Annotated in this window: 21 protein-coding genes and 1 pseudogene; 8 read left to right on the forward strand and 14 right to left on the reverse strand. The window is 68.2% G+C overall.

Translation table 11 applies throughout. The features are described from left to right. Positions 1–10 precede the first annotated feature (10 nt). On the forward strand, positions 11–709 hold the full coding sequence (locus tag NJQ44_RS14290) for an SDR family NAD(P)-dependent oxidoreductase (RefSeq protein WP_254272025.1): 699 nt from the start codon (positions 11–13) through the stop codon (positions 707–709). Here NJQ44_RS14290 and NJQ44_RS14295 read toward each other — a convergent pair whose 3' ends face one another. From NJQ44_RS14295 to NJQ44_RS14310, 4 genes and pseudogenes are all read right to left on the reverse strand, one after another. After that, positions 710–2,512, reverse strand: coding sequence for a sensor histidine kinase (locus NJQ44_RS14295; protein ID WP_254272026.1), 1,803 nt, complete (start codon positions 2,510–2,512; stop codon positions 710–712). Between the two features lie 60 nt (positions 2,513–2,572). After that, positions 2,573–2,887 carry a DUF7977 family protein gene (locus NJQ44_RS14300; protein ID WP_254272027.1) on the reverse strand — a complete coding sequence of 105 codons (315 nt, stop codon included), beginning with the start codon at positions 2,885–2,887 and terminating at the stop codon, positions 2,573–2,575. 119 nt (positions 2,888–3,006) lie between these two features. Continuing rightward, positions 3,007–3,209: pseudogene (locus NJQ44_RS14305) on the reverse strand (zinc-binding dehydrogenase); the annotation flags it as partial. A gap of 57 nt (positions 3,210–3,266) precedes the next feature. After that, positions 3,267–3,431: a hypothetical protein gene (locus tag NJQ44_RS14310; RefSeq protein WP_254272028.1), complete on the reverse strand. Its 165-nt coding sequence runs from the start codon at positions 3,429–3,431 to the stop codon at positions 3,267–3,269. Positions 3,432–3,548: 117 nt separating this feature from the next. On the opposite strand from NJQ44_RS14310, the gene NJQ44_RS14315 reads away from it, so the two are divergent. The 3 genes from NJQ44_RS14315 to NJQ44_RS14325 all read left to right on the forward strand — a co-directional run bounded on the left by NJQ44_RS14315 (position 3,549) and on the right by NJQ44_RS14325 (position 6,597). After that, positions 3,549–4,535, forward strand: coding sequence for a MogA/MoaB family molybdenum cofactor biosynthesis protein (locus NJQ44_RS14315; RefSeq protein WP_254272029.1), 987 nt, complete (start codon positions 3,549–3,551; stop codon positions 4,533–4,535). A 207-nt stretch (positions 4,536–4,742) separates the two neighbouring features. Continuing rightward, positions 4,743–5,705 carry a WD40/YVTN/BNR-like repeat-containing protein gene (locus NJQ44_RS14320; RefSeq protein ID WP_254272030.1) on the forward strand — a complete coding sequence of 321 codons (963 nt, stop codon included), beginning with the start codon at positions 4,743–4,745 and terminating at the stop codon, positions 5,703–5,705. Between the two features lie 67 nt (positions 5,706–5,772). After that, entirely contained in the window at positions 5,773–6,597 is an 825-nt protein-coding gene (locus NJQ44_RS14325) for an aldo/keto reductase (RefSeq protein WP_254272031.1), read from the forward strand. On the opposite strand, the gene NJQ44_RS14330 is transcribed toward NJQ44_RS14325, so the two are convergent. Then, positions 6,586–6,789: a hypothetical protein gene (locus tag NJQ44_RS14330; RefSeq protein ID WP_254272032.1), complete on the reverse strand. Its 204-nt coding sequence runs from the start codon at positions 6,787–6,789 to the stop codon at positions 6,586–6,588. The genes NJQ44_RS14325 and NJQ44_RS14330 overlap by 12 nt on opposite strands. Positions 6,790–6,860: 71 nt before the next feature. Between NJQ44_RS14330 and NJQ44_RS14335 the strand changes: the two genes are divergently transcribed. Continuing rightward, positions 6,861–7,535 carry an MBL fold metallo-hydrolase gene (locus tag NJQ44_RS14335; RefSeq protein WP_254272033.1) on the forward strand — a complete coding sequence of 225 codons (675 nt, stop codon included), beginning with the start codon at positions 6,861–6,863 and terminating at the stop codon, positions 7,533–7,535. On the opposite strand, the gene NJQ44_RS14340 is transcribed toward NJQ44_RS14335, so the two are convergent. From NJQ44_RS14340 to NJQ44_RS14365, 6 genes are all read right to left on the reverse strand, one after another. Further along, positions 7,536–7,847 carry a DUF7126 family protein gene (locus NJQ44_RS14340; RefSeq protein WP_254272034.1) on the reverse strand — a complete coding sequence of 104 codons (312 nt, stop codon included), beginning with the start codon at positions 7,845–7,847 and terminating at the stop codon, positions 7,536–7,538. After that, on the reverse strand, positions 7,844–8,761 hold the full coding sequence (gene guaA, locus NJQ44_RS14345) for a glutamine-hydrolyzing GMP synthase (RefSeq protein ID WP_254272035.1): 918 nt from the start codon (positions 8,759–8,761) through the stop codon (positions 7,844–7,846). The genes NJQ44_RS14340 and guaA overlap by 4 nt, the downstream gene beginning before the upstream one ends. Next, positions 8,761–10,422, reverse strand: a complete 1,662-nt coding sequence (pyrG, locus tag NJQ44_RS14350) for a glutamine hydrolyzing CTP synthase (protein WP_254272036.1) — start codon at positions 10,420–10,422, stop codon at positions 8,761–8,763. Before pyrG ends, guaA begins: the two co-directional genes overlap by 1 nt. 91 nt (positions 10,423–10,513) lie before the next feature. Next, positions 10,514–10,795 carry a DUF7972 family membrane protein gene (locus tag NJQ44_RS14355; RefSeq protein ID WP_254272037.1) on the reverse strand — a complete coding sequence of 94 codons (282 nt, stop codon included), beginning with the start codon at positions 10,793–10,795 and terminating at the stop codon, positions 10,514–10,516. A 57-nt stretch (positions 10,796–10,852) separates the two neighbouring features. Then, positions 10,853–11,035, reverse strand: coding sequence for a hypothetical protein (locus NJQ44_RS14360; RefSeq protein ID WP_254272038.1), 183 nt, complete (start codon positions 11,033–11,035; stop codon positions 10,853–10,855). A 63-nt stretch (positions 11,036–11,098) separates the two neighbouring features. Continuing rightward, positions 11,099–12,475 (reverse strand): hypothetical protein, encoded by a 1,377-nt coding sequence (locus tag NJQ44_RS14365; protein ID WP_254272039.1) that lies wholly within the window; start codon positions 12,473–12,475, stop codon positions 11,099–11,101. A gap of 102 nt (positions 12,476–12,577) precedes the next feature. Between NJQ44_RS14365 and NJQ44_RS14370 the strand changes: the two genes are divergently transcribed. Continuing rightward, the gene (locus tag NJQ44_RS14370) at positions 12,578–13,828 is read left to right on the forward strand and encodes an outer membrane protein assembly factor BamB family protein (RefSeq protein ID WP_254272040.1); all 1,251 of its coding nucleotides are present in this window, start codon (positions 12,578–12,580) and stop codon (positions 13,826–13,828) included. Here the strand turns inward: NJQ44_RS14370 and NJQ44_RS14375 are convergent. Next, on the reverse strand, positions 13,812–14,411 hold the full coding sequence (locus NJQ44_RS14375) for a dienelactone hydrolase family protein (RefSeq protein WP_254272041.1): 600 nt from the start codon (positions 14,409–14,411) through the stop codon (positions 13,812–13,814). The genes NJQ44_RS14370 and NJQ44_RS14375 overlap by 17 nt on opposite strands. A 2-nt stretch (positions 14,412–14,413) precedes the next feature. Between NJQ44_RS14375 and NJQ44_RS14380 the strand changes: the two genes are divergently transcribed. Next, complete coding sequence (locus NJQ44_RS14380; RefSeq protein WP_254272042.1) at positions 14,414–14,680, forward strand: hypothetical protein; 267 nt, start codon at positions 14,414–14,416, stop codon at positions 14,678–14,680. Positions 14,681–14,718: 38 nt separating this feature from the next. Further along, a complete protein-coding gene (locus tag NJQ44_RS14385; protein WP_254272043.1) occupies positions 14,719–15,573 on the forward strand; it encodes a PspA/IM30 family protein in 855 nt (284 codons plus the stop codon). Here NJQ44_RS14385 and NJQ44_RS14390 read toward each other — a convergent pair whose 3' ends face one another. Both NJQ44_RS14390 and NJQ44_RS14395 read right to left on the reverse strand, forming a co-directional pair. Next, positions 15,574–17,487 (reverse strand): SLC13 family permease, encoded by a 1,914-nt coding sequence (locus NJQ44_RS14390; RefSeq protein WP_254272044.1) that lies wholly within the window; start codon positions 17,485–17,487, stop codon positions 15,574–15,576. It abuts the gene before it with no gap. 48 nt (positions 17,488–17,535) lie between these two features. After that, complete coding sequence (locus NJQ44_RS14395) at positions 17,536–18,579, reverse strand: DUF7972 family membrane protein (RefSeq protein ID WP_254272045.1); 1,044 nt, start codon at positions 18,577–18,579, stop codon at positions 17,536–17,538. Between the last annotated feature and the right edge of the window lie 50 nt (positions 18,580–18,629).

Raw genomic sequence — 18,629 nt, forward strand, 5'->3', positions numbered from 1 at the left:
TACGCGGTGTATGGACGTTCCACTGTACGACTCGCTGGACGGGCAGGTCGCGCTCGTCACGGGCGCGACCCGCGGCATCGGGAAGGCCATCGCCGACGGCCTCGTGGCCCGCGACGCGACCGTCTACGCTGGCGCGCGCGACCCAGACGACATCACTGCGAGCGACCGCCGCGCGGTCGAACTCGACGTGACCGACGACGGCGGAATCGCCGCCGCTATCGAGACCATCGACGCGGAAGCGGGTCGTCTCGACGTTCTGGTGAACAACGCCGGGGTGATGGACTCGCGCGAACCGCTGGACTCGATGCCCACCGAAGTCGTCGACCGAACGCTCGACACGAACCTCCGGGGGCCGATGCTGGTGACGAAACACGCCCTGCCCCTGCTGTTGGACCGACCCGGTGGCCGCGTCGTCAACGTCTCCTCGGGCCTCGGCGCGATTACTGAGCCACAGTCCGGGGGGACACCGGCCTACCGCGTCTCGAAGACGGGCGTGAACGGTCTGACGCGGTATCTCGACGGCGAGTACGAGAGCGAGGGACTACTGGCGAACTCGGTGTGTCCGGGATACGTCCGGACCGACATGACCGGCCCCTCGGCCAGTCGGTCACCAGAGAAAGGGGCGGAGACGCCCGTGTGGCTGTCGCGGTTCCGGCCCGACGCGCCGGGCGGGCGATTCTGGCGGGACAAGTCGCCCGCGTCGTGGTAGTCAGCTATCCGGTATCGTCACGTCCGTGGGGTCGTCTCGCAATCGGTCCGCGCCCGGCATCACGCGGTCGGCGGCGTCGACGCCGTCGGCATCGGCGTCGGCGTCGGTGACCGCCGACGACTCGGGGTCCGCGGGCGGGTCGGCCACCGGCAACTCGATTTCGACCGTCGTCCCGCCCTCGACGGCGAAGGAGAGCGTGCCGCCGACGTTGCGGACCACCCACTTCACCAACCAGAGGCCGACGCCGGACCCGTGTTGCAGGGGCGTCTCCTCTCCGACGAGGATGACCTCGCGCTCGTGGGCGGCGATGCCCGGTCCGTCGTCGCGGACGCGGACGGCGACGCTGCCCGCTCGGTCGGTGTCGACGGTGACATCGACCGTCGGCCGGTCGCCCCCGTGTTCGATGGCGTTGCGGACGAGTTCCTCGAACGCGAGCGTCAGCGACGGTCCGCCCTCGACCCAACAGTCGTCCGGGCAGGACAGCGAAATCGTCGCCTCGGGGTGGCCGCCCTGTACCGTGTCGACGACGGGAATCAACAGCGAGCAGAGGCGGACGGGGTAGGGGCGCTCGCTTTCGAGCGCCTCGGAGACGCGGCCGATTTTGTTGCTCCGGTCGACCACCTCGTCGACGGTCCGAACGATGCGGTCGATTCGGTCGCATTCCGGGCCGGTCACGCTGTCACGGAGGAGGTCCGCGTTCCCGCGGACGACGTTCATCTCGTTGCGGATGTTGTGCCGCAGCAGGCGGTTCAGCACGTCGATGCGCTGTTCGCGCTGTCGACGTTCGGTCACGTCGCGCAGGCTGATTAGGTGGCCCGAGACGACGCCGTAGGCCCGGTACAGCGGCGCGACCCGCACGTCGTAGTATCGGGTCGTCGAGTCGTGTTCGAGGCGCGTCTCCGTCTGTGCGCGCTCGCCCGCCGCGGGCACGGTGGCCGCGAGTTCGGGCAGTTCCGCCCGGAGCGGTCGCCCGAGCAGGGAGACGGAGTCCTCGTCGAACAGCGCCGCGGCGGCGTCGTTCACGTCGACGATGCGGCCCCCCTCGTCGACGATGACCACCCGGTCGTCCATCTCGGCGAAGATGGCCTCGCGACCGAGTTCTCGTGTCACCGGCGCGACGTCGAGCAACTGGCCGCGCAGCAGCGCCACCGAGAGGACGACACCGGAGACGACGTAGCCCAGACTCGTCGGGTCGACGGCCGTGTCGGGGACGCCGAGCGCGTGCAACGACTGAGCCGTCGTCGGGACGGTGATGGCGACCAGCAGGGCGAGGCTCTGGGCCTGAAACAACTGATTCGTCCGGAGCATGTTCCGAATGAGGAGGACGCCACCGGCGAGAATCAGGGCGAGCATGTACGCGAGGTGCGCCCAGTGGGCCGGACCCCACACCGGCACGAGCGCGCTCACGTCGCCGAAGACGACCGTCTGCGACCCGCGCCAGACGAGTTCGTGAGCACCGTTCGACCAGACGAGCGTGACGAACAGGGCCGGTTCGGCGAGCAACAGCGCCACGCGGCGACGCGTGAGCCAGTGGGGATGGCCGGTGTACTCGACGACGGTCACCAGCCACGCGACGGGAATCACCACGGAGAGGGTCAGTTGCGCCTGTAGCAGTCGGCCCATCAGGGTCACGTCCGGGACGGCTAGCTCTAACCCGTGGGCGACGGCCCAGAAACTCGCGGCGACGACGAACGCCGCCAGCGGTCCGGCCCCCGGCCGGTCCCGATGTAACCACACGAGGACGGCCACCCCCATCCCGGCGACGGCGGCCAGCAGAACCACCGACAGTGGCGACAGCACCATTCGATTCGAGGGTCGGGAGACTGCGGGATAAACGTTCTCGGCCGAGTATCGCTCGCGATACTACGACTGCCGGGAGCGCAGCGCCGACCAGACGGCGATAGCGCCCAACAGGAACGCCGGAACCAGCGGGAGCGCGAGATACGCCGCCCGGAGCGTCAGCCCCAGCGACCGGACGAATCCCTGTGCGGCCGGGAGGAGGAGAATCGCCAGCGGAATCACGAGGAAGCCGACGAGAATCATCCCGACGAGGACCCACCCCTCCCAACTGAACTCGTCGCTCGTCTCGGCCTGTTGGGGCGGTTCGCCGCTGGGTCGGTGGACGTAGCCGCCGTCGGTGTCGGTACTGCTCTGTCGGTCGCTGTCGTCTCTAGGCATCGTACTCACTGTCTGGGATGACGACGACGTTCTCGGGGCCGTCGCGTTCTTCGAGCATTTCGTGGCCGCGGGCCGTCTCGCTCATCGGCAGCGTCGCGCGTTTCTCGACCGCGAAGGTCCCCGGCGGCGTCGCTCCCCGGGATGTGTGGCAAGTCGAGGTCGAGGCCCAGAGGAGACCGCGGCGGGTCCAGACGTCGAGGTGGTTCAGGGCACCGGCCTTCACGTCGACGAGCGTCTCGTCGCGACCGACCGACGGGTCGGGGGCGTCGCCGTAGGTGACGACATCGCGGCCCCTGTGTTCGGTGTACTGGACTGCCTGCATGCGCATCCCTCGGGCCAGCGTGCGCAAAACGCTGGCGGTCGTCCGGTGACGGGCGGGTCAGTCGTCCGTTTCGGCCGGGTCCGGTCGGTCGATTTCGAGGAGACTCACCGGGTGGTCGCTGTCGAGTTCGTGACGCTGGCGGTCCGCAGTCGCCTCCGCGTGGTCGTCGTACACACCCTCGAACCGGCACCCGTGACACGTGACGTGAAATGACCCACCCATAGGTCGCATGTCACATATGGACAGTATAAGTGTTGTGTAAGATTCATTTGTTACGACGACGGGAGCCTCGGTCGGGGTAGCCGGAAGGATTTACCGCCCGGACGCCGTCCGTCCGGCATGGTCGATTTCCAGTCTCGCGATACGCGACGGGGGGTCGGTGGTGGAACCGACGAAGACGACGATGACGAGACAGACACGGCGGACGCGGCGGCGGACGACGCTGCTGAAGGCGACGAGGCGGCAGAGGAGCAGACGGCGTCCGAGACATCGGATGTCGTCGCGACGGCCGAGACGACCGAAGAAGCCGAGACGGGCGCGTCGATGCCGTCGGCGGAGACGGGCGATGGCGACACCGACGGGGAACAGGCCGCCGACCCGCTCTCTGACCCATTCGACGAGGGGAGCGAGGACGCGGCGACCGAAGACCCGACGGGCGAGGCGGAATCGGCGGTCGGTCGCCCGTCGGGTGAGACGGCTTCCCCGGTCGACGACTCGGGGGATGCGGACGCGACCGCAGAGAGCGCCGCCGACACGGGTCCGGCCGCTGACACTCGGGGCGGCCCGGCGGCCGGGTCGAAGGTCGCGACCGCCGACCCGGGACCGACGACCGACGACGCGCCCGCCTCGCCACAGCGGGCGATAGACGTGGCCGTCGTCACCGTCGGCACGACGACGGACCGCGGCGAGGACCCGACGGGCGAGACGGTGACGACGGCGCTCGAATCGGCGGGTCACAGCGTCACCGCTCGGGAACGGCTTCGGGGCGACTACGACGGCGTCCAGCAGGCCGTCGACACGCTCGTCGGCAGGCGGGATGTCGAGGCAGTCGTCACCGCTGGCGGGGTCGGCATCGCGGCCAGCGAGGTGACTATCGAGGCCGTCCATCCGCTGTTTGAGAAGGCCCTGCCCGGGTTCGGCGAGGCGTTCCGCAACCTCCTGTTCGAGCACATCGGGACCGGTATCGTCGCCGTGCGGGCCACCGCGGGCATCGCCGCCGGGACGCCGGTGTTCTGTCTGCCGAGCGACGCCGAAGCCGCGACCCTCGCGGTCGAGGAAATCGTCGCCGCCGAGGGTCCGGAACTCGTCGCGCACCTCGACGACTGACCCGCCGCGCAGTCGTTTCGACCGGCGTGCGTTCACTCGTTTTACGCGATTTAATTCCGTTTACCACCCGGAACGGACCGAGCGCGGAATTCAGACGTTCAGACGCATCTTCTGCCAAGAATAGCCGATTTGAACGCTGTAAACGCCGTTAAACGTCGTTAATCGCTTCCCCCTTTGAAGTGAAATCCGGCCAACGCCCCGGATGCAATGTCCGAACGCGAAGCGACCCGACGTGGCGTGCTGAAGGGTATCGGTACGACAGTCGCTGCGGCGATGGGCGGTGTGGTCCTCTCCGGGTCGGCCGCCGCGAGCGGTCCGTGGACGGCCGTCGAGTCGCCGACGGGCAACACGCTCCACGACGTTGCGTACACGGACGCGGGGGCGTACGCCGTCGCGGGCGGCGGCGTCGTTCTCGAACGGACCGAACTCGGCTGGCGGAAAGTCCTCGACGGCGGGCCGACCGGCAACGGAAACAGCCTCTACGGCGCGGACGTGACCGACGACGGCGAGCGCCTCTGGTTCGTCGGGGCGTCGGGCGCTCTCGGCGAGTACGACGTGGAGTCCGGCGTTCTCACGGACCACAGCGCGCCGATGGACGTGACCAACAACTTCAACGACGTGTCGGTCACGGGCGAGTCGGGCGACGCGAACGTCTACGTCGCCGGTGACTCCGGGAAGATGTACTACTCCTTCGAAAACGGCGCGAGCGAGACGTGGAAGTACGTCACGCCCGGGTCCGGGGCGGCCATCAACGCCGTCGACTTCTTCGACGACCGAAACGGCCACATCGTCGACGGGAACAAGTCGGTGTTCCGCACGGCCGACGGCACGACGTGGGAGCAAATCGGCATGGCCGACGCCAACGTGAACTTCTACGGCGTCGACTCGGACGGGTTCGACGACGTGTGGGTGTCCGGTGGCGGCGGCATGGTGTTCCACTGGGACGGCAGCGAGTGGACGCCGACCGACACCGGTGACGCGGGCCTGCGCGACGTCGAAGTGACCGACCGCGACGGGGACGGCTACGCGGTCGGTGGCGGCGGGAAGGTGTACGAACTCGACGAGGAGTGGACGCAGAACCAGACGCCGGCCGGGCAGAATCTGACGGCCGTCGTCCGCGGGTCGACGGACATCGCCGTCGGCGCGGGCGGAACCATCCTCGAACGGTAGCGGCACCGCTCGGCCGTCGTCGGGCCGTCGGCACTGGCGTTTTGACCGTGGCCCACCTAGTTCGTCCATGGACGTGATTCAGGTCCAAGACGCCTCGGTCCCCGCCCTCGGCCTCGGCACGTGGCAACTGACCGGGCCTCGCTGTCGCGAGACGGTCCAGACGGCCCTCGAGATGGGCTATCGACACGTCGACACCGCCCAGGCGTACGGCAACGAGCGACAGGTCGGCATGGGTATCCAAGCCGCAGACGTCGACCGCGAGGACGTGTTTCTGGTGACGAAACTGGACGGCGGCAACCGGAGTGCCCGGCGGGTCCGGCAGTCGGCCCGCGAGAGCATGAATCGACTCGGGACGGACTCCCTCGACCTGTTGCTCATCCACTGGCCGAACCTGCCGTGGATGCCCGCCCTCTCCGAGACGCTCGGCGCGATGAACGACCTCGTCGACGACGGCCTCGTCGACCACATCGGCGTCAGTAACTTCTCGCCCTCGCTGCTGGACGAGGCGCGCGAACTCTCCGACGCCCCCATCCTCACCGACCAGGTCCAGTACCACCCCTACTGGGACCAGCGGAAACTGCTCGACTACTGCCGCATCCACGACGTGCTGCTGACGGCGTACAGTCCGCTGGCCCGCGGCGGCGTGTTGGACGACCCGGCGCTCGTCCAAATCGGGAACCGCTACGGCAAGTCGCCCGCGCAGGTGGCGCTCCGCTGGCTTGTTCAACAACCGGGCGTCGCCGCCATTCCCAAGGCCTCCAGCCGCGAGCATCTGGACGCGAACCTCGCTATCTTCGATTTCGAGTTGACCGACGAGGAGATGGCCGAGATTCGGTCGCCGTCGAAGGCCAAGACCGGCTATCACTACCTCCGGTCGCAGTTACCGTTCTGACTCGCGGCCGTCGGCCGCTCCGCCGCTCACACCGGCCGCTCGTTCGGTGCGTGTCTGCGTCTTCCCGCGGTAGTAGAGCCACAGCAACACCGCGATGGTCAGCGGAAAGAGAACGACGGCGAGGATTGCCAGCGGCGGGAACAACAGAGAGAGGGCGAACGTCCGCCACGAGACTATCGTGTCGCGGACCATGCCGCCGTTCCCTGACCGACCGATACCGCTCTTGTGTAAGCGTTTTGACGCGGGCACCCCTACGACCGGGTATGGTGACGCCGCTCTCGGACGACGTTTGGTGGTACGACCTCTCGGGCGTGAACGCGTACCTCGTCGACGACGGCGGGACGCTGACGCTGGTCGACGCCGGGATGCCGTGGCACGGCACGAAACTGCTGGCGGGCCTCCGCGAGGCGGGATTCGAGGTCCGTGATCTGGAGCGCATCCTGCTGACCCACTACGACGTGGACCACGTCGGCGGCCTGCCGATGTTCGACGGGAGCGACCTGACCATCTACGTCGGCGCGGACGACGCACCGCTCGTCACGGGTGCGCGAGCGTCGCCGCTCTCCAACCACAAGGGCCTCGTTCAACGACTCGCAGGCCGCTTCACCTCGGTCCCAGACAACCCGGTCGAACCGGTCGACGACGGCGACACCGTCGGCAGTTTCACCGTCTACGACACACCGGGCCACACGCCCGGCCACGTCTGCTACGTCAGCGAGACGCTGTCGACGGCGTTCCTCGGTGACCTCGTCCGGGAGAGTGGGGGCGCCCTCTCGCCGTCGCCGTGGCTCATCAGTTACGACGCGGGGGAAGTGACGCGGAGTATCCGCGAGTTCGCCGACCGCGCGCCGCCGTTCGACGTGGCCGCGATGGGCCACGGCGTGCCGTTCAAAAGACGAGGGCAGGCGCGTCTCGCCGAACTGGCGGCGACGCTGTAGTTACAGTTCCTCGGCGACGGCCGCGGGGTCCAGCAGGTTCGGGTCGACCACGAGGTCCGCCTGCCTGCTGGCGAAGTCCGGCAGGGAGCCTTCGGCGTAGACGACGATGCGGAGGTCGGGGTTGAGGTCCTTGGCGACGGCGATAGAGGTGGCCTGCGCCATCTCCGTCAGGAGGTACACGTCGGCGTCGTGGACGCCGCCCTCCTCGAGGCCGGGGCGGTTGCCCACGTCGGCGACAGTGACCGTGTGGCCCTCCGCTTCGAGTGCGTCCGTGATACCGTCGGGGTCCGAGCCAACGAGGATGACCTTCATTCGTACTCGATGGTCGCCGGTGGCTTGTGCGTCACGTCGTAGACGACGCGAGCGACGTTCTCGTGAGCGCCGGTGATGCGGGACTGCATCCGCTGGAGGGTGTCCCAGTCCAGTTCCTGCGCGCGGGCGGTCATGCCGTCGCGCGACTCGACGGAGCGGACGGCGACGACCCACCCGTGAACGCGGTTGTCGCCCTTGACGCCTGTGGCCTTGCCGATGACGGCGGCGAGGGCCTGCCACGGTTCGTACTCTTCTAACTCCTCCTCGACGACGTGGTTGGCCTCGCGGGCGACTTCGAGTTTCTCCTCGGTCACTTCGCCGATGATGCGGACGGCCAGCCCGGGGCCGGGGAACGGCATCCGCTCGGAGATTATCTCTTCGAGGTCGAGTTCGCGGGCGACTTCCCGGACCTCGTCCTTGTAGAGGTCCCGCATCGGTTCGACGATGCCATCGAAGTCGATGCGCTCGGGCAGGCCGCCGACGTTGTGGTGGGACTTGATGGTCCCCTCGCTCTCGATGCGGTCGGGGTAGATGGTCCCCTGCACGAGGTAGTCGGCGTCGACTTCCCGAGCGACCTCCTCGAACTCCCGGATGAACTGCTCGCCGATGATGTGGCGCTTCTCCTCGGGGTCCGTCTCGCCTTCCAGCGCGTCGAGGAAGCGGTCCTGGGCCTCGACGATGCGGAGCGAGTCCATGTAGTCGAACGTCTCGCGAATCTCCTCGGTCTCGCCTTTCCGCATCAGGCCGGTGTCGACGTACACCGCGGTCAACTGGTCGCCGATGGCCTCGTAGGCCAGCGCCGCCGCGGTAGAGGAGTCGACGCCGCCCGATAGTCCGATGACGGCGTGCTTGTCGCCGATTTCCTCGGCGATTTCGGCTTTGGCCTCCTCGATGAACTCCTCGACGTTCACCATCAGTGGCTCACCTCCTCCGTCTCGACGGCGTGCGGGTCGTCACCGACGACGGCCTCCAGCAGGCCGACGAAGGGCGGACTCGCTCTCGTGGGTCGGGACCGGAACTCGGGGTGGAACTGCGTCCCGATGAAGTACGGGTGATCGTCGGGCGCGAGTTCGAGTATCTCCATACGGTTGCCCGAACGCCCGGAGAACTTCAGCCCGGCGTCTTCCAACCGCTCGATGTACTCGGGGTTGACCTCGTAGCGGTGCCGGTGTCGTTCCGTACAGGACTCGCCGCCGTACAGCGCCGCGGCGAGGGTCCCGGCTTCGATGTCGGTGTCGTGCGCGCCGAGTCGCATCGTCCCGCCCATGTCTTCGATTTCGTACTGCTCGGGGAGGATGTCGATGACGGGGTCGGGCGTGTCTTCGTCGAGTTCCGCCGAGTGGGCGTCGTCGAGGCCGAGGACGTTCCGGGCGTACTCGATGACCGCGAGTTGGAAGCCCAGACAGAGACCGAGATAGGGAACGTCGTTCTCGCGGGCGTACTGGATGGCGTCTATCTTCCCCTGCGTGCCACGGGTTCCGAACCCGCCGGGGACGACGATGGCGTCTGCCTCGCGCATCCGGTCTTCGTGGTGGTCGGGCATCTTCTCGGAGTCGACCCAGTGGACGTTCACGTCGACGTTCTTCTCCAGTCCGGCGTGTTTCAGCGCCTCGTGGACGGACATGTAGGCGTCCTCTAAGTCGTACTTGCCCACGAGGGCCACGTCCACGTCGCCCTCGGTCTGCTGGGTGACGAGTTCGCGCCAGCGGTTCTCGCGTTCGCCCTCGGGCAGGGCCTCGTCGGCGATGTCGAGTTCCTCCATCACGTACTCGTCCAAGCCCTCCTCTTCGACCATCAGCGGGACGTGGTAGATGTCGTCCACGTCCGGGTTCGAGAACACCGCTTCCGTGGGCACGTCACAGAACAGCGCTATCTTCTCGCGCGTGTCGATGTCGAGTTTGTCCGAACAGCGACCGACGAGGATGTCCGGTTGGAGGCCGATGCTCCGCAGTTCCTTCACGGAGTGTTGAGTGGGTTTGGTCTTCTGCTCGCCGTTCTTCGAGTAGGGGACGAGCGTGACGTGGGTAAAGAGGATGTCGTCCTCGTCTTCCTCGTGGGCGAACTGGCGCAGGGCTTCCAGATAGGGCATCCCCTCGATGTCGCCGACGGTGCCGCCGACTTCGATGATACACACGTCGTTGCCCTCGGCGGCCTCGCGGATGCGCCGCTTGATGTCGTCGGTGATGTGCGGGATAATCTGGACGGTGCGACCGAGGTAGTCGCCCGCGCGTTCTTTCTCGATGACGTGCTGGTAGGTCTTGCCCGTCGTGACGTTGTGGTCGAAGGTCATGTCGATGTCGAGGAACCGCTCGTAGTTCCCCAAGTCGAGGTCGACCTCGCCGCCGTCTTTCAGCACGTACACCTCGCCGTGCTGGAAGGGGTTCATGGTCCCGGCGTCGACGTTCAGGTACGGGTCGATTTTGACCGCGGTGACGTCGAACCCGGCGTTCTTGAGCAAGCGTCCGGTGCTGGCGGCGGTGATGCCTTTCCCCAGGCCAGACATCACGCCACCGGTGACAAAGATGAACTTCCGACCCAGTTCCGGGTCGTAGTCCGTCTCGGGTTCCGTCGGCATACCGACGGTGGACTTCGTGTCGCCAAAACCGTTTCGGGACACCCCCGGTTCGTCACGCACTGTCAGTCAGAAACTGGACATGCGTCCCGTTTCACTCGTCCAGCGAGAGGCGTCGCTCGGCGTGGTCGATGACGAACTGCCCGGCCGCGCCGGTGCGCTGGGAGACGCTCGTCACCCGGTCCACGTAGTCCGCGAGCAGGGCGAACGGCGCATAGCCGAGGGTGTGTCCGCCGACGACCAGCAGATGGGTGTCCGGGAGTTCGCTCAGGTGCATCAGGAAGAAGGCCAGCAGGGCGATGACGGGGATGGAGACGAACAGCAACCCTTTCGAGAGAGCGGCGAACTCGCGCCCGGCGCGACTCGCGGGACTCATCTACCGCTACGGGGCCGTGACTGCGTGAAAGCCTGTGGGTTTCGGCAGCAGCGTCGGCTACCGGAACAACGCCCGATGGGCCGCGACGAGGAGCGCCAGCGACAGCGCCGAGAAGACGGCGTCGCCCGTCGCCGCCCCGATGGTCACGAAGAACGCGAACCCGGCGAGAAAGCCCGCCGCGAGCGACACCGCGCCGTGACTCGCCCGTCGCCGTACCGGTGTTCGTCCCACTGTCGACATATATATCACTATTGTCTGTTACAAACATAAGTGTATGCCCGCTGAACTGACGGCAACGGGCGTTCAGTTTACCACGGGCTGTGAGATAATCCACAGCGAGAGGACGGTGTACCCGACCATCACGACCACCAGCGGGAGGTGTGCCCGTCGGCCGCCGACGCGGCCGTACCGAGAGACAGCGACGGTGTGAGCGGCGACGACGGCGACGACGTGGCCGAGGACGACGAGCAGGACTTGCGACCCCCAGAACACCGGCAACGACAGGGCGGCGGCGGGGTTCGGGCCGAACAGGCCGCCGCTCGCCAGTTCGACGAGTCCTCCGAGGTTCCGTAGGACGAACGGGTAGGTGTGGGCGATTTCGTAGGCCCCGGCGATGGGGAGCAAGGAGGCCGCGAAGGCCTCGGTCGCACGTCGCGACGCGTCCGACTCACCAAGTGCTGCGACGACGGCCACGGCGAGCCGATAGCTCCCGAGGAAGAGCGCGAACCCGACGGCGTAGAGGACGATAGCCGCGGGCGTGGGTCCGACGGAGTCTGGGACCGCGGCCAGCAGATTCCGGAACGCCACCGTCTCGGTCAGACCGTCGAAGCTGACGGTGTACAGCGCGAGGACGACGAAGGCCACCATCGAGGCGTCGCCGACCGGGCGCGTGCAGGCATGCCACGGGGCGCGGAACGAGAGTCGGTACCCGCCACGTTCACGGTCGGCGCGAACCGGCGCGACCCGCCCGAACAGGCGATACAGGACCGCGAGCGCGTCGGCGCGCCGGAGCCACGCGGGACCGTACGCCAGCGCCCCGAGGAGCATCGCCAGCGCGTAGGCGGCCACCAGCGCCGCCGTGAGCCGCGGTGACCGCGGCAGGGTCGTGAGGTTCTCCGCGACGCCGACCACGAGGCCGAACCCGACGACGGCGGGCCAACTCCCGAGGCGGTCGGGGTACGAACCGAGAACGGCGGGTGGCTCCCCTTCGAGCCACGTCAGCGCGGCGTAGAGCGTCCCCCACGGGGAGCAGACGCGCCACGGACTCCCGAAGACGAGCGCGAAGAGGCCGAGGCCTTTCAGCCACACCGGCCAGAACAGCACCGTCGCGACGTTCTCGGACTGAATCTGCTGACCGAGGAGGCCCCCGGCGAGGACGGCGACCAGCGCGAACAGGCCGAGCGCCCGCCCGACGTTTCGCAGCGTCTGTGCCGCCCAAAACGGGACCGCGAGCGAGCGGGGTGCATCGGCGGGTCCCGTTCGGTCCCCGAGGGCCAGCAACCCGGCGGTCAGCGCGACGGTCCCACCGGCCCCGACGTACAGCAACCACAGCGGAATCGGGGTCTCGATTCCGCCCCCGATAGCGCCGTGGGCGCTGGCCGTCCCGGTCGCGGCGAGGAGCGCGAACACCGTCGCTCCCGCGAGGGCGGTCCGGCGACGATGGCTCGCTCGGCCGTTCATCTGCAGGCACTCGGCCGTCGTCGTGGAAGTACGTACCGCTCTCGCTTGCGGAAGGCCCGCGCGATGGTCGGGCTTATACCCGCCGACGGTCGACGTACGGTGATGCGACCCCGGACCGCTCTCGCCGCAGTGCTGTGCTGTGTCGCACTCGCTTCCGTCGCCGTCGCTGGGGTGGCGGCCGACGGCGGGGCGCTCACGCAGACGTGGGTGAGCGACACCGCCCGAGAGAACGAGGTGAACCACCACGCCGTCGGCGTCGGGCCGCGCGGCAACGTAGTGGTCGCGCCCGTCGCGGCGGTTCCGAACGCCGAACCTATCGGTCCCGACTCGTGCTCGCTCGCACGACTCAGGCCGAGCGACGGCGCGACCCGCTGGCGCTGGAGCGTCCCCGCCGAGGACTGTTTCACCCACGCGCTCACGGAACCGGCTATCGCCGACGTGGACGGTGACGGCGGACTGGAGGTGGCCGTCGGGACGACGCAGAACGCGCTGGTCGTCCTCGACGCCGCCACCGGGACCGAACGGTGGCGCGTCCCGCTGTCGACGTACGGCTACGGCAAGCCAGCGGTCGGCGACGTGACGGGGGACGGCACGCCGGAACTCGTCACCAGCGACATCGCGGGAACGCTCGTCGTCGCCGACGGGAACGGCACCGCGGTCTGGCGTCGGGACACGAACATGACGGTGTGGGCGGCCCCGCGAGTGGTCGACGCGGACGGCGACGACGAGACGGAGGTGGTCGTCGGCGGCGACGAGGCCGTCGTCGTCTACGAATCGAACGGGACCGAGCGCTGGCGAACCGAGGCGTCGGCGACCACCCTCGCCGTCGGGTCGGACGGGACGATACTGACGGGGACCACCGGCACGCTGATGGCCCTCGACGGAGCGACCGGCGAGCGACTGTGGACGGTCGACGTGGCGGGCACGCCGCGGCTTCACGACGCGGGGGACGCCGACGACGACGGCCGGACGGAGGTGTACGCTGGCGTGGCTGGCGGGACCGTACTCGCCGTCGACACGGCCACCGGCGAGACGGACTGGCGGACGTCGCTCGGCGGCGGGGAGCGACAGGCGACGTACGCGCCGCGACTCGCCGACGTGGACGGCGACGGCGGCGACGAGGTGGTGGCGCTGACAAACGGGGGCACCGTCGCGGTGCTGGACGGCCGAACCGGTGAGGAGCGGGCGGCCTACGAGCGCTCGGTCCCCATCTGGACGTTCGTCACGGCAGCGGACCTCGACGGGGACGGCGGCGCGGAGGTGCTGGTGCGCTACGGCGACGGCCGGGTGGTCGCACTCGACTGGACCAGTGCCGCGGCGGGCGGCGCGCTACAGGTCACAGACGGGTTTTGAAAAAGTTCGACACGACCTCGGCGACCGCCCCGGCTTGCCCGACGAAGTGGTGGTCGCCGGGGACCGACTCGACTGCGTGGCCCAGTTCGCGGGCGCGGTCGACGACGGGTCGCCAGTCGACGGTGTCGTCTCGCTCGCCGTAGACGACCTGTACGGGGCAGTCGATGCCGTCGAGCGCGGCGACCGGGTCGGTGTCGCCGCTCCCGAACTCGCTCGGCGGGGCCAGTACCGAGAGGGCGTCGGGGGCGTCTGCTTCGGCGACGCTCGCGGCCGCACACAGCGCCATGCTCGCCCCGAAACTGTAGCCGAACAGACCGACCGTGTCGTAGCGGTAGCGCGCCCACGACAGGGCGTTCTCGGCGTCGACTCGCTCGCCGCGCCCCTCGTCCCACGGGCCGTAGTCGAAGCGGAGGCAGGCCGCGTCGGGGGCGAGGGCGTCGCTCACCGCGCGCAGTCGCTGGTCGGACCGGCGGCCGCCGTGCCGCGGATGCGGCGGGCACGCGACGACGACTCGGTCGGCGTCGGGCGCGTCGAGACTGCCGACGACGCGGCGGCCGCCGGGGACGTGGACCGGGTCGCTCATACTTGCCGGGTCGGCCCCTGCGGGCCTGTATCTGTCGCCGTCGCCGCAGCGTCCGCCAACTCCGCTTTATCATCGCGGGTTCACACACCGGCGCGTTCGTCGGGAGCCTCGTCCCCTCCTTTGGCCTCCCCGACGACGTCTTCTCGGTCCTGCTGGTCGTGTTCTTGCTCGCCCTCCCGCTGGTGGTCGACGCGAAGTGGGCGGCCGTCGAGCGGACGTGGTTTCGACTGGTGGGGGACCGCAGCCAGTCGTCTCAGGGGGGCGAGTAGTGGAAGAAATTTAAGTCGACAGCACCGAACTTTGTGCCATGGGAATCCTCTCGCGCGCCTCGTACATCATCCGGTCGAAGGTGAACGCGGTGCTCAATCGCTCTGAAGACCCCGCCGAGACCCTCGATTACAGCTACGAGCAGTTGCGGAACGAACTGCAGGACGTCAAGCAGGGCATCGCCGACCTCACGACCCAGAAGAAGCGACTGGAGATTCAGAAGCGCCGCCTCGAAGAGAACGTCGAGAAGCACAACGACCAGGCGCGACAGGCGGTCAAGCAGGACCGAGAGGACCTCGCTCGACAGGCCCTTGAGAAGAAGAAACAGAAGATGACCCAGATAGAGGAACTGGACAGCCAGATTCAGCAACTCCAGTCCCAGCAGGACCAACTCGTCGAGCAGAAAGACGAACTCCAGCGCCAGATAGAGCAGTTCCGCACGAAGAAAGAGACGATGAAGGCCCGCTACGAGGCCGCCGAGGCCTCCAAGCGGGTCAACGAGGCCATGACCGGCGCGGGCGACGAGATGGAGGACGTGAACCGCGCCATCGAGCGCGCAGAGGAGCGTACCGAGGACATGGAGGCCCGCGCCCAGGCGATGGACGAACTCCGCGACGACGGCGTGCTGGACGACCAACTCTCGGAGAAGAGTTCGCTGGAGCGCGAACTCGACGACATCCAGCAACAGGGGGCCGTCGACGCCGAACTCGACACGCTGAAACGGGAGATGGGGAAGGCCGACGAGAGCGACGAGGGCGACGCGGATGCCGAACCGAGCGAGGAAGAAGCCGAACTGGAGGCGGAACTCGCCGACGACACCGTCGAATCCGTCGAGGTCGACGAGAGCGAAGTCGAGGCGGAACTCGAAGAACTGAAAGACGACGAGCAGGCCTGATTACAGCGGCCAGACGACTGCGACGCCGACCGTCGTCACCGCACACAGCAGGAGTTGTAACGGCCCGCCGACGCGGGCGTAGTCTGTGAACCGATAGCCGCCCGGCCCGTACACCATCAGGTTCGTCTGGTAGCCGACGGGCGTGAGGAAGGCGGTGGCGACGGCGAACGTGACGACGAACAGGAACGGTGCGCCGGAGAGGCCCACGTCCTGCGCCGTGGCGACGGCGATGGGTGCGAGCAGAACCACCGTCGCGACAGGGGTGATGACGCTAGCGATTACGGCTGTCAGGAGGTAGAACAGCGCCAGCAACGCGAGCGGCGGGAGGACGGTACCCGCACCGGCGAGGAGGCCGCCGACGAACGTCGCGCCGCCGGTCGCCTGCATCGCCGCACCGAGGGGGAGGAGGCCAGCCAGCAGGAAGACGACGTTCCAACTCACGGCGTCGTAGGCCCGCGAGGCGCTCAGCGACCCGGTGGCGACCATCGCCACGACGCCGCCCAGCGCGGCGATGTAGATGGGGACGACACCGAGGGCCGCAAGCGCGATGACGGCGACAAGGATACCGACGGGAACCAGTGCCCGCGGGCCGAGCGTCGGCGGCGCGGCCTCGTCGTGGATGACGTCGAACAGTTCGGGCGGCCCCTCGGTGAGGACGAGATACCCCTCCTCGTCCAAGTGGAGGATCTCGTCGACCGGCGTCTGGACCAACAGCGTGTCACCCGCGGCGAGTTCGACCCCCGCGAACCCCTCGCGGATGACGGTGTCGCCCCGGCGAATCGCCAGCACGGTCACGTCGAACCGCGAGCGGAGGCCAACGTCGCCGAGCGTCCGCCCGAGCAGTCGGGACTCGCCGTCGACGACGGCTTCGGCGAGGATACCGGCGTGGCCGCTCTCGGCCAGTAGTTCCTCGGTCACCGACTCGCGGGGGAGTTGCCGGAGTTCGTACCGCTCGGCGAACTGGTTGACCGCCTGCTTGCTCCCCCGGACCGTCAGTACGTCGTCGGCTTCAATCGGCCAGTCGGTCGCCGTCGCGAAGAACGATTCGCCGTCGCGGTCGATTTGGAGCACGTCGACGTCGATGGGGTCCACCGCGTCGGACGGCGCTTCCTCGTCGGCAGTGGCGGCGACTCCGTCCGTTTCGTCGACCAGCGCTTCGAGTTCCCCGCCGTCCAGCGCCTCCGCGACGGTCAGGCCGACCAGCGGCGAGGACTCTCGAACCGTCAACTGCGCGAGGTGGCGGTCCATATCGAACTCCTCGGTGAAGTCCGCGGCCGGGTGGATCCGTTCGGGGACGAGCGATTGACCCACGGTGAGGAGGTAGGCGACCCCGACCAGGAGGACGACGACGCCGACGGGCGTGAGCGTGAACATCGAGAACGGTTCGCCGAGCAGGTCGCGCGAGATGTCGCTCGCGAGCAAGTTCGTCGTCGTCCCGATGAGCGTCAGCGTGCCGCCCAGCATCGCGGCGAACGACAGGGGGAGGAGGAGTCGAGACGGCGAGATGCGGTAGCGCTCGGCGAGACTCGTCACCAGCGGGATGAACACGGCGACGATAGGAGTGTTGTTGACGAACCCGGCGCTGACGCTCGTCGTGCCGACGATGGCGGCCAGCAACCGGTTCTCGTCCCCACGGGTCAGCGTCGCCAGTCGCGCGGCAAGCCAGTCGACCAGTCCGGCCTGCTCGACACCGGCGCTCAGGATGTACATGGCGACGATGGTGACGACGGCGGGGCTGGCGAACCCCTCGATGGCCTCGCGGGCCGGGACGCCCGTGTACGGTTCGAGGACGGCCAGTGAGACGAGGACGGCGATGGCCGTCATGTCCGGCGAGAGCCACTCGGTAACGAACAGCGTCAGCGCGGCGGCGATGAGCGCGAACACGACGAGCGCGCCCGCCGATAGCGGGGCCATGTCTACGCGAAACGACCGTCTGTGGGATAAATGCTGGTGGGCGGCTGCTTACTCCCACGACACGTCGACCGAGCGGTCCGTCTCCCGGAGGATGAACGGGCCGATGGAGAGGGTCCGCTTGGTGACGGTGACGATGCGGAGGATGTACGCGAGCAGGATGGTGAAGGGGACCAGCGAGATGGTCGTCGTCGTCACCAGTATCCACAGCGAATCAGCGACCCAGAGCGTCGTTCCGGCGAAGTCCCGCGGGTCGAAGAATACCTGCGACGAGATGGCGACGGCGAGCGCGGGGACGGCGACGTACAGGAGCGTCCGCGAGAGGTTCGATAGCTCCCACTGGAAGTACAGCGTCTTGAAGTGTTCGCGGGCCGGGCCGAACAGTTCGAGCGTCTCCAAGAGGTCGTCGAGTTTGTCCAGCGCATCCTGCGAGAGGTCGTCGGTGTGCTCCCGTCGGATGCGTCGCCCGGCGTAGAGTTTCCACGAGTAGTTGTAGTTCAGGGCGGCTTTGACAACGTCGAACTCGCCGAAGTTCGCGCCTTCGAGTTGCTCCGTGACGGTCTCGGCGTTGCCGACGATAGAGTCGAGGTACGTCGACAGCAGGTCCGAGAGGTCGTCGCTCACCGCGCCTTTGTCGACGGCGTCGTCGAGGGCCTGGGCCTGCTCTTTGGTCGCGCGGACGAGCGAGCGGAGGAACGCGGACGGTTCCGCCGGACTGACGGCCGCGCCGACGGCGTCGGCGACGTTCTCGCGGAATGTCATCGCGCCGCTCATCCGGTCGCGCTGGTCACCGGCCGCGCCGAGTTCCTGCGAGAGGACGAGTTGGCTCAGCGTCAGAATCAGCGTGACGGCGGTAATCGTGCCGGTGATGAGCGCCTGGTACAGCGTCTCGATGGGGTCGCCGCGGACCAGCAGCGTGTGCGCGGACGTGGGATGGGCGACGCCGAAGACGAGGATGGTGGCGAACAGCAGCGCCGAGAACAGCGCGGCGACGAGTCGGCGGTCCGCGTCCAACAGGAACCAGATGACGCTCGCCCGCTCGTCGGCCCGTCCGCGCATGGTGTCGCTGGGCTGGTCGCGGTCGGAATCTGCCATACGGGGGGCCTCTCGCGCCTCCGATAAAAACGCACGTTCGTGCGAAGACG

Origin of the sequence: Haloarcula marina (genome assembly GCF_024218775.1) — an archaeon.
GTDB lineage: Archaea > Halobacteriota > Halobacteria > Halobacteriales > Haloarculaceae > Haloarcula > Haloarcula marina.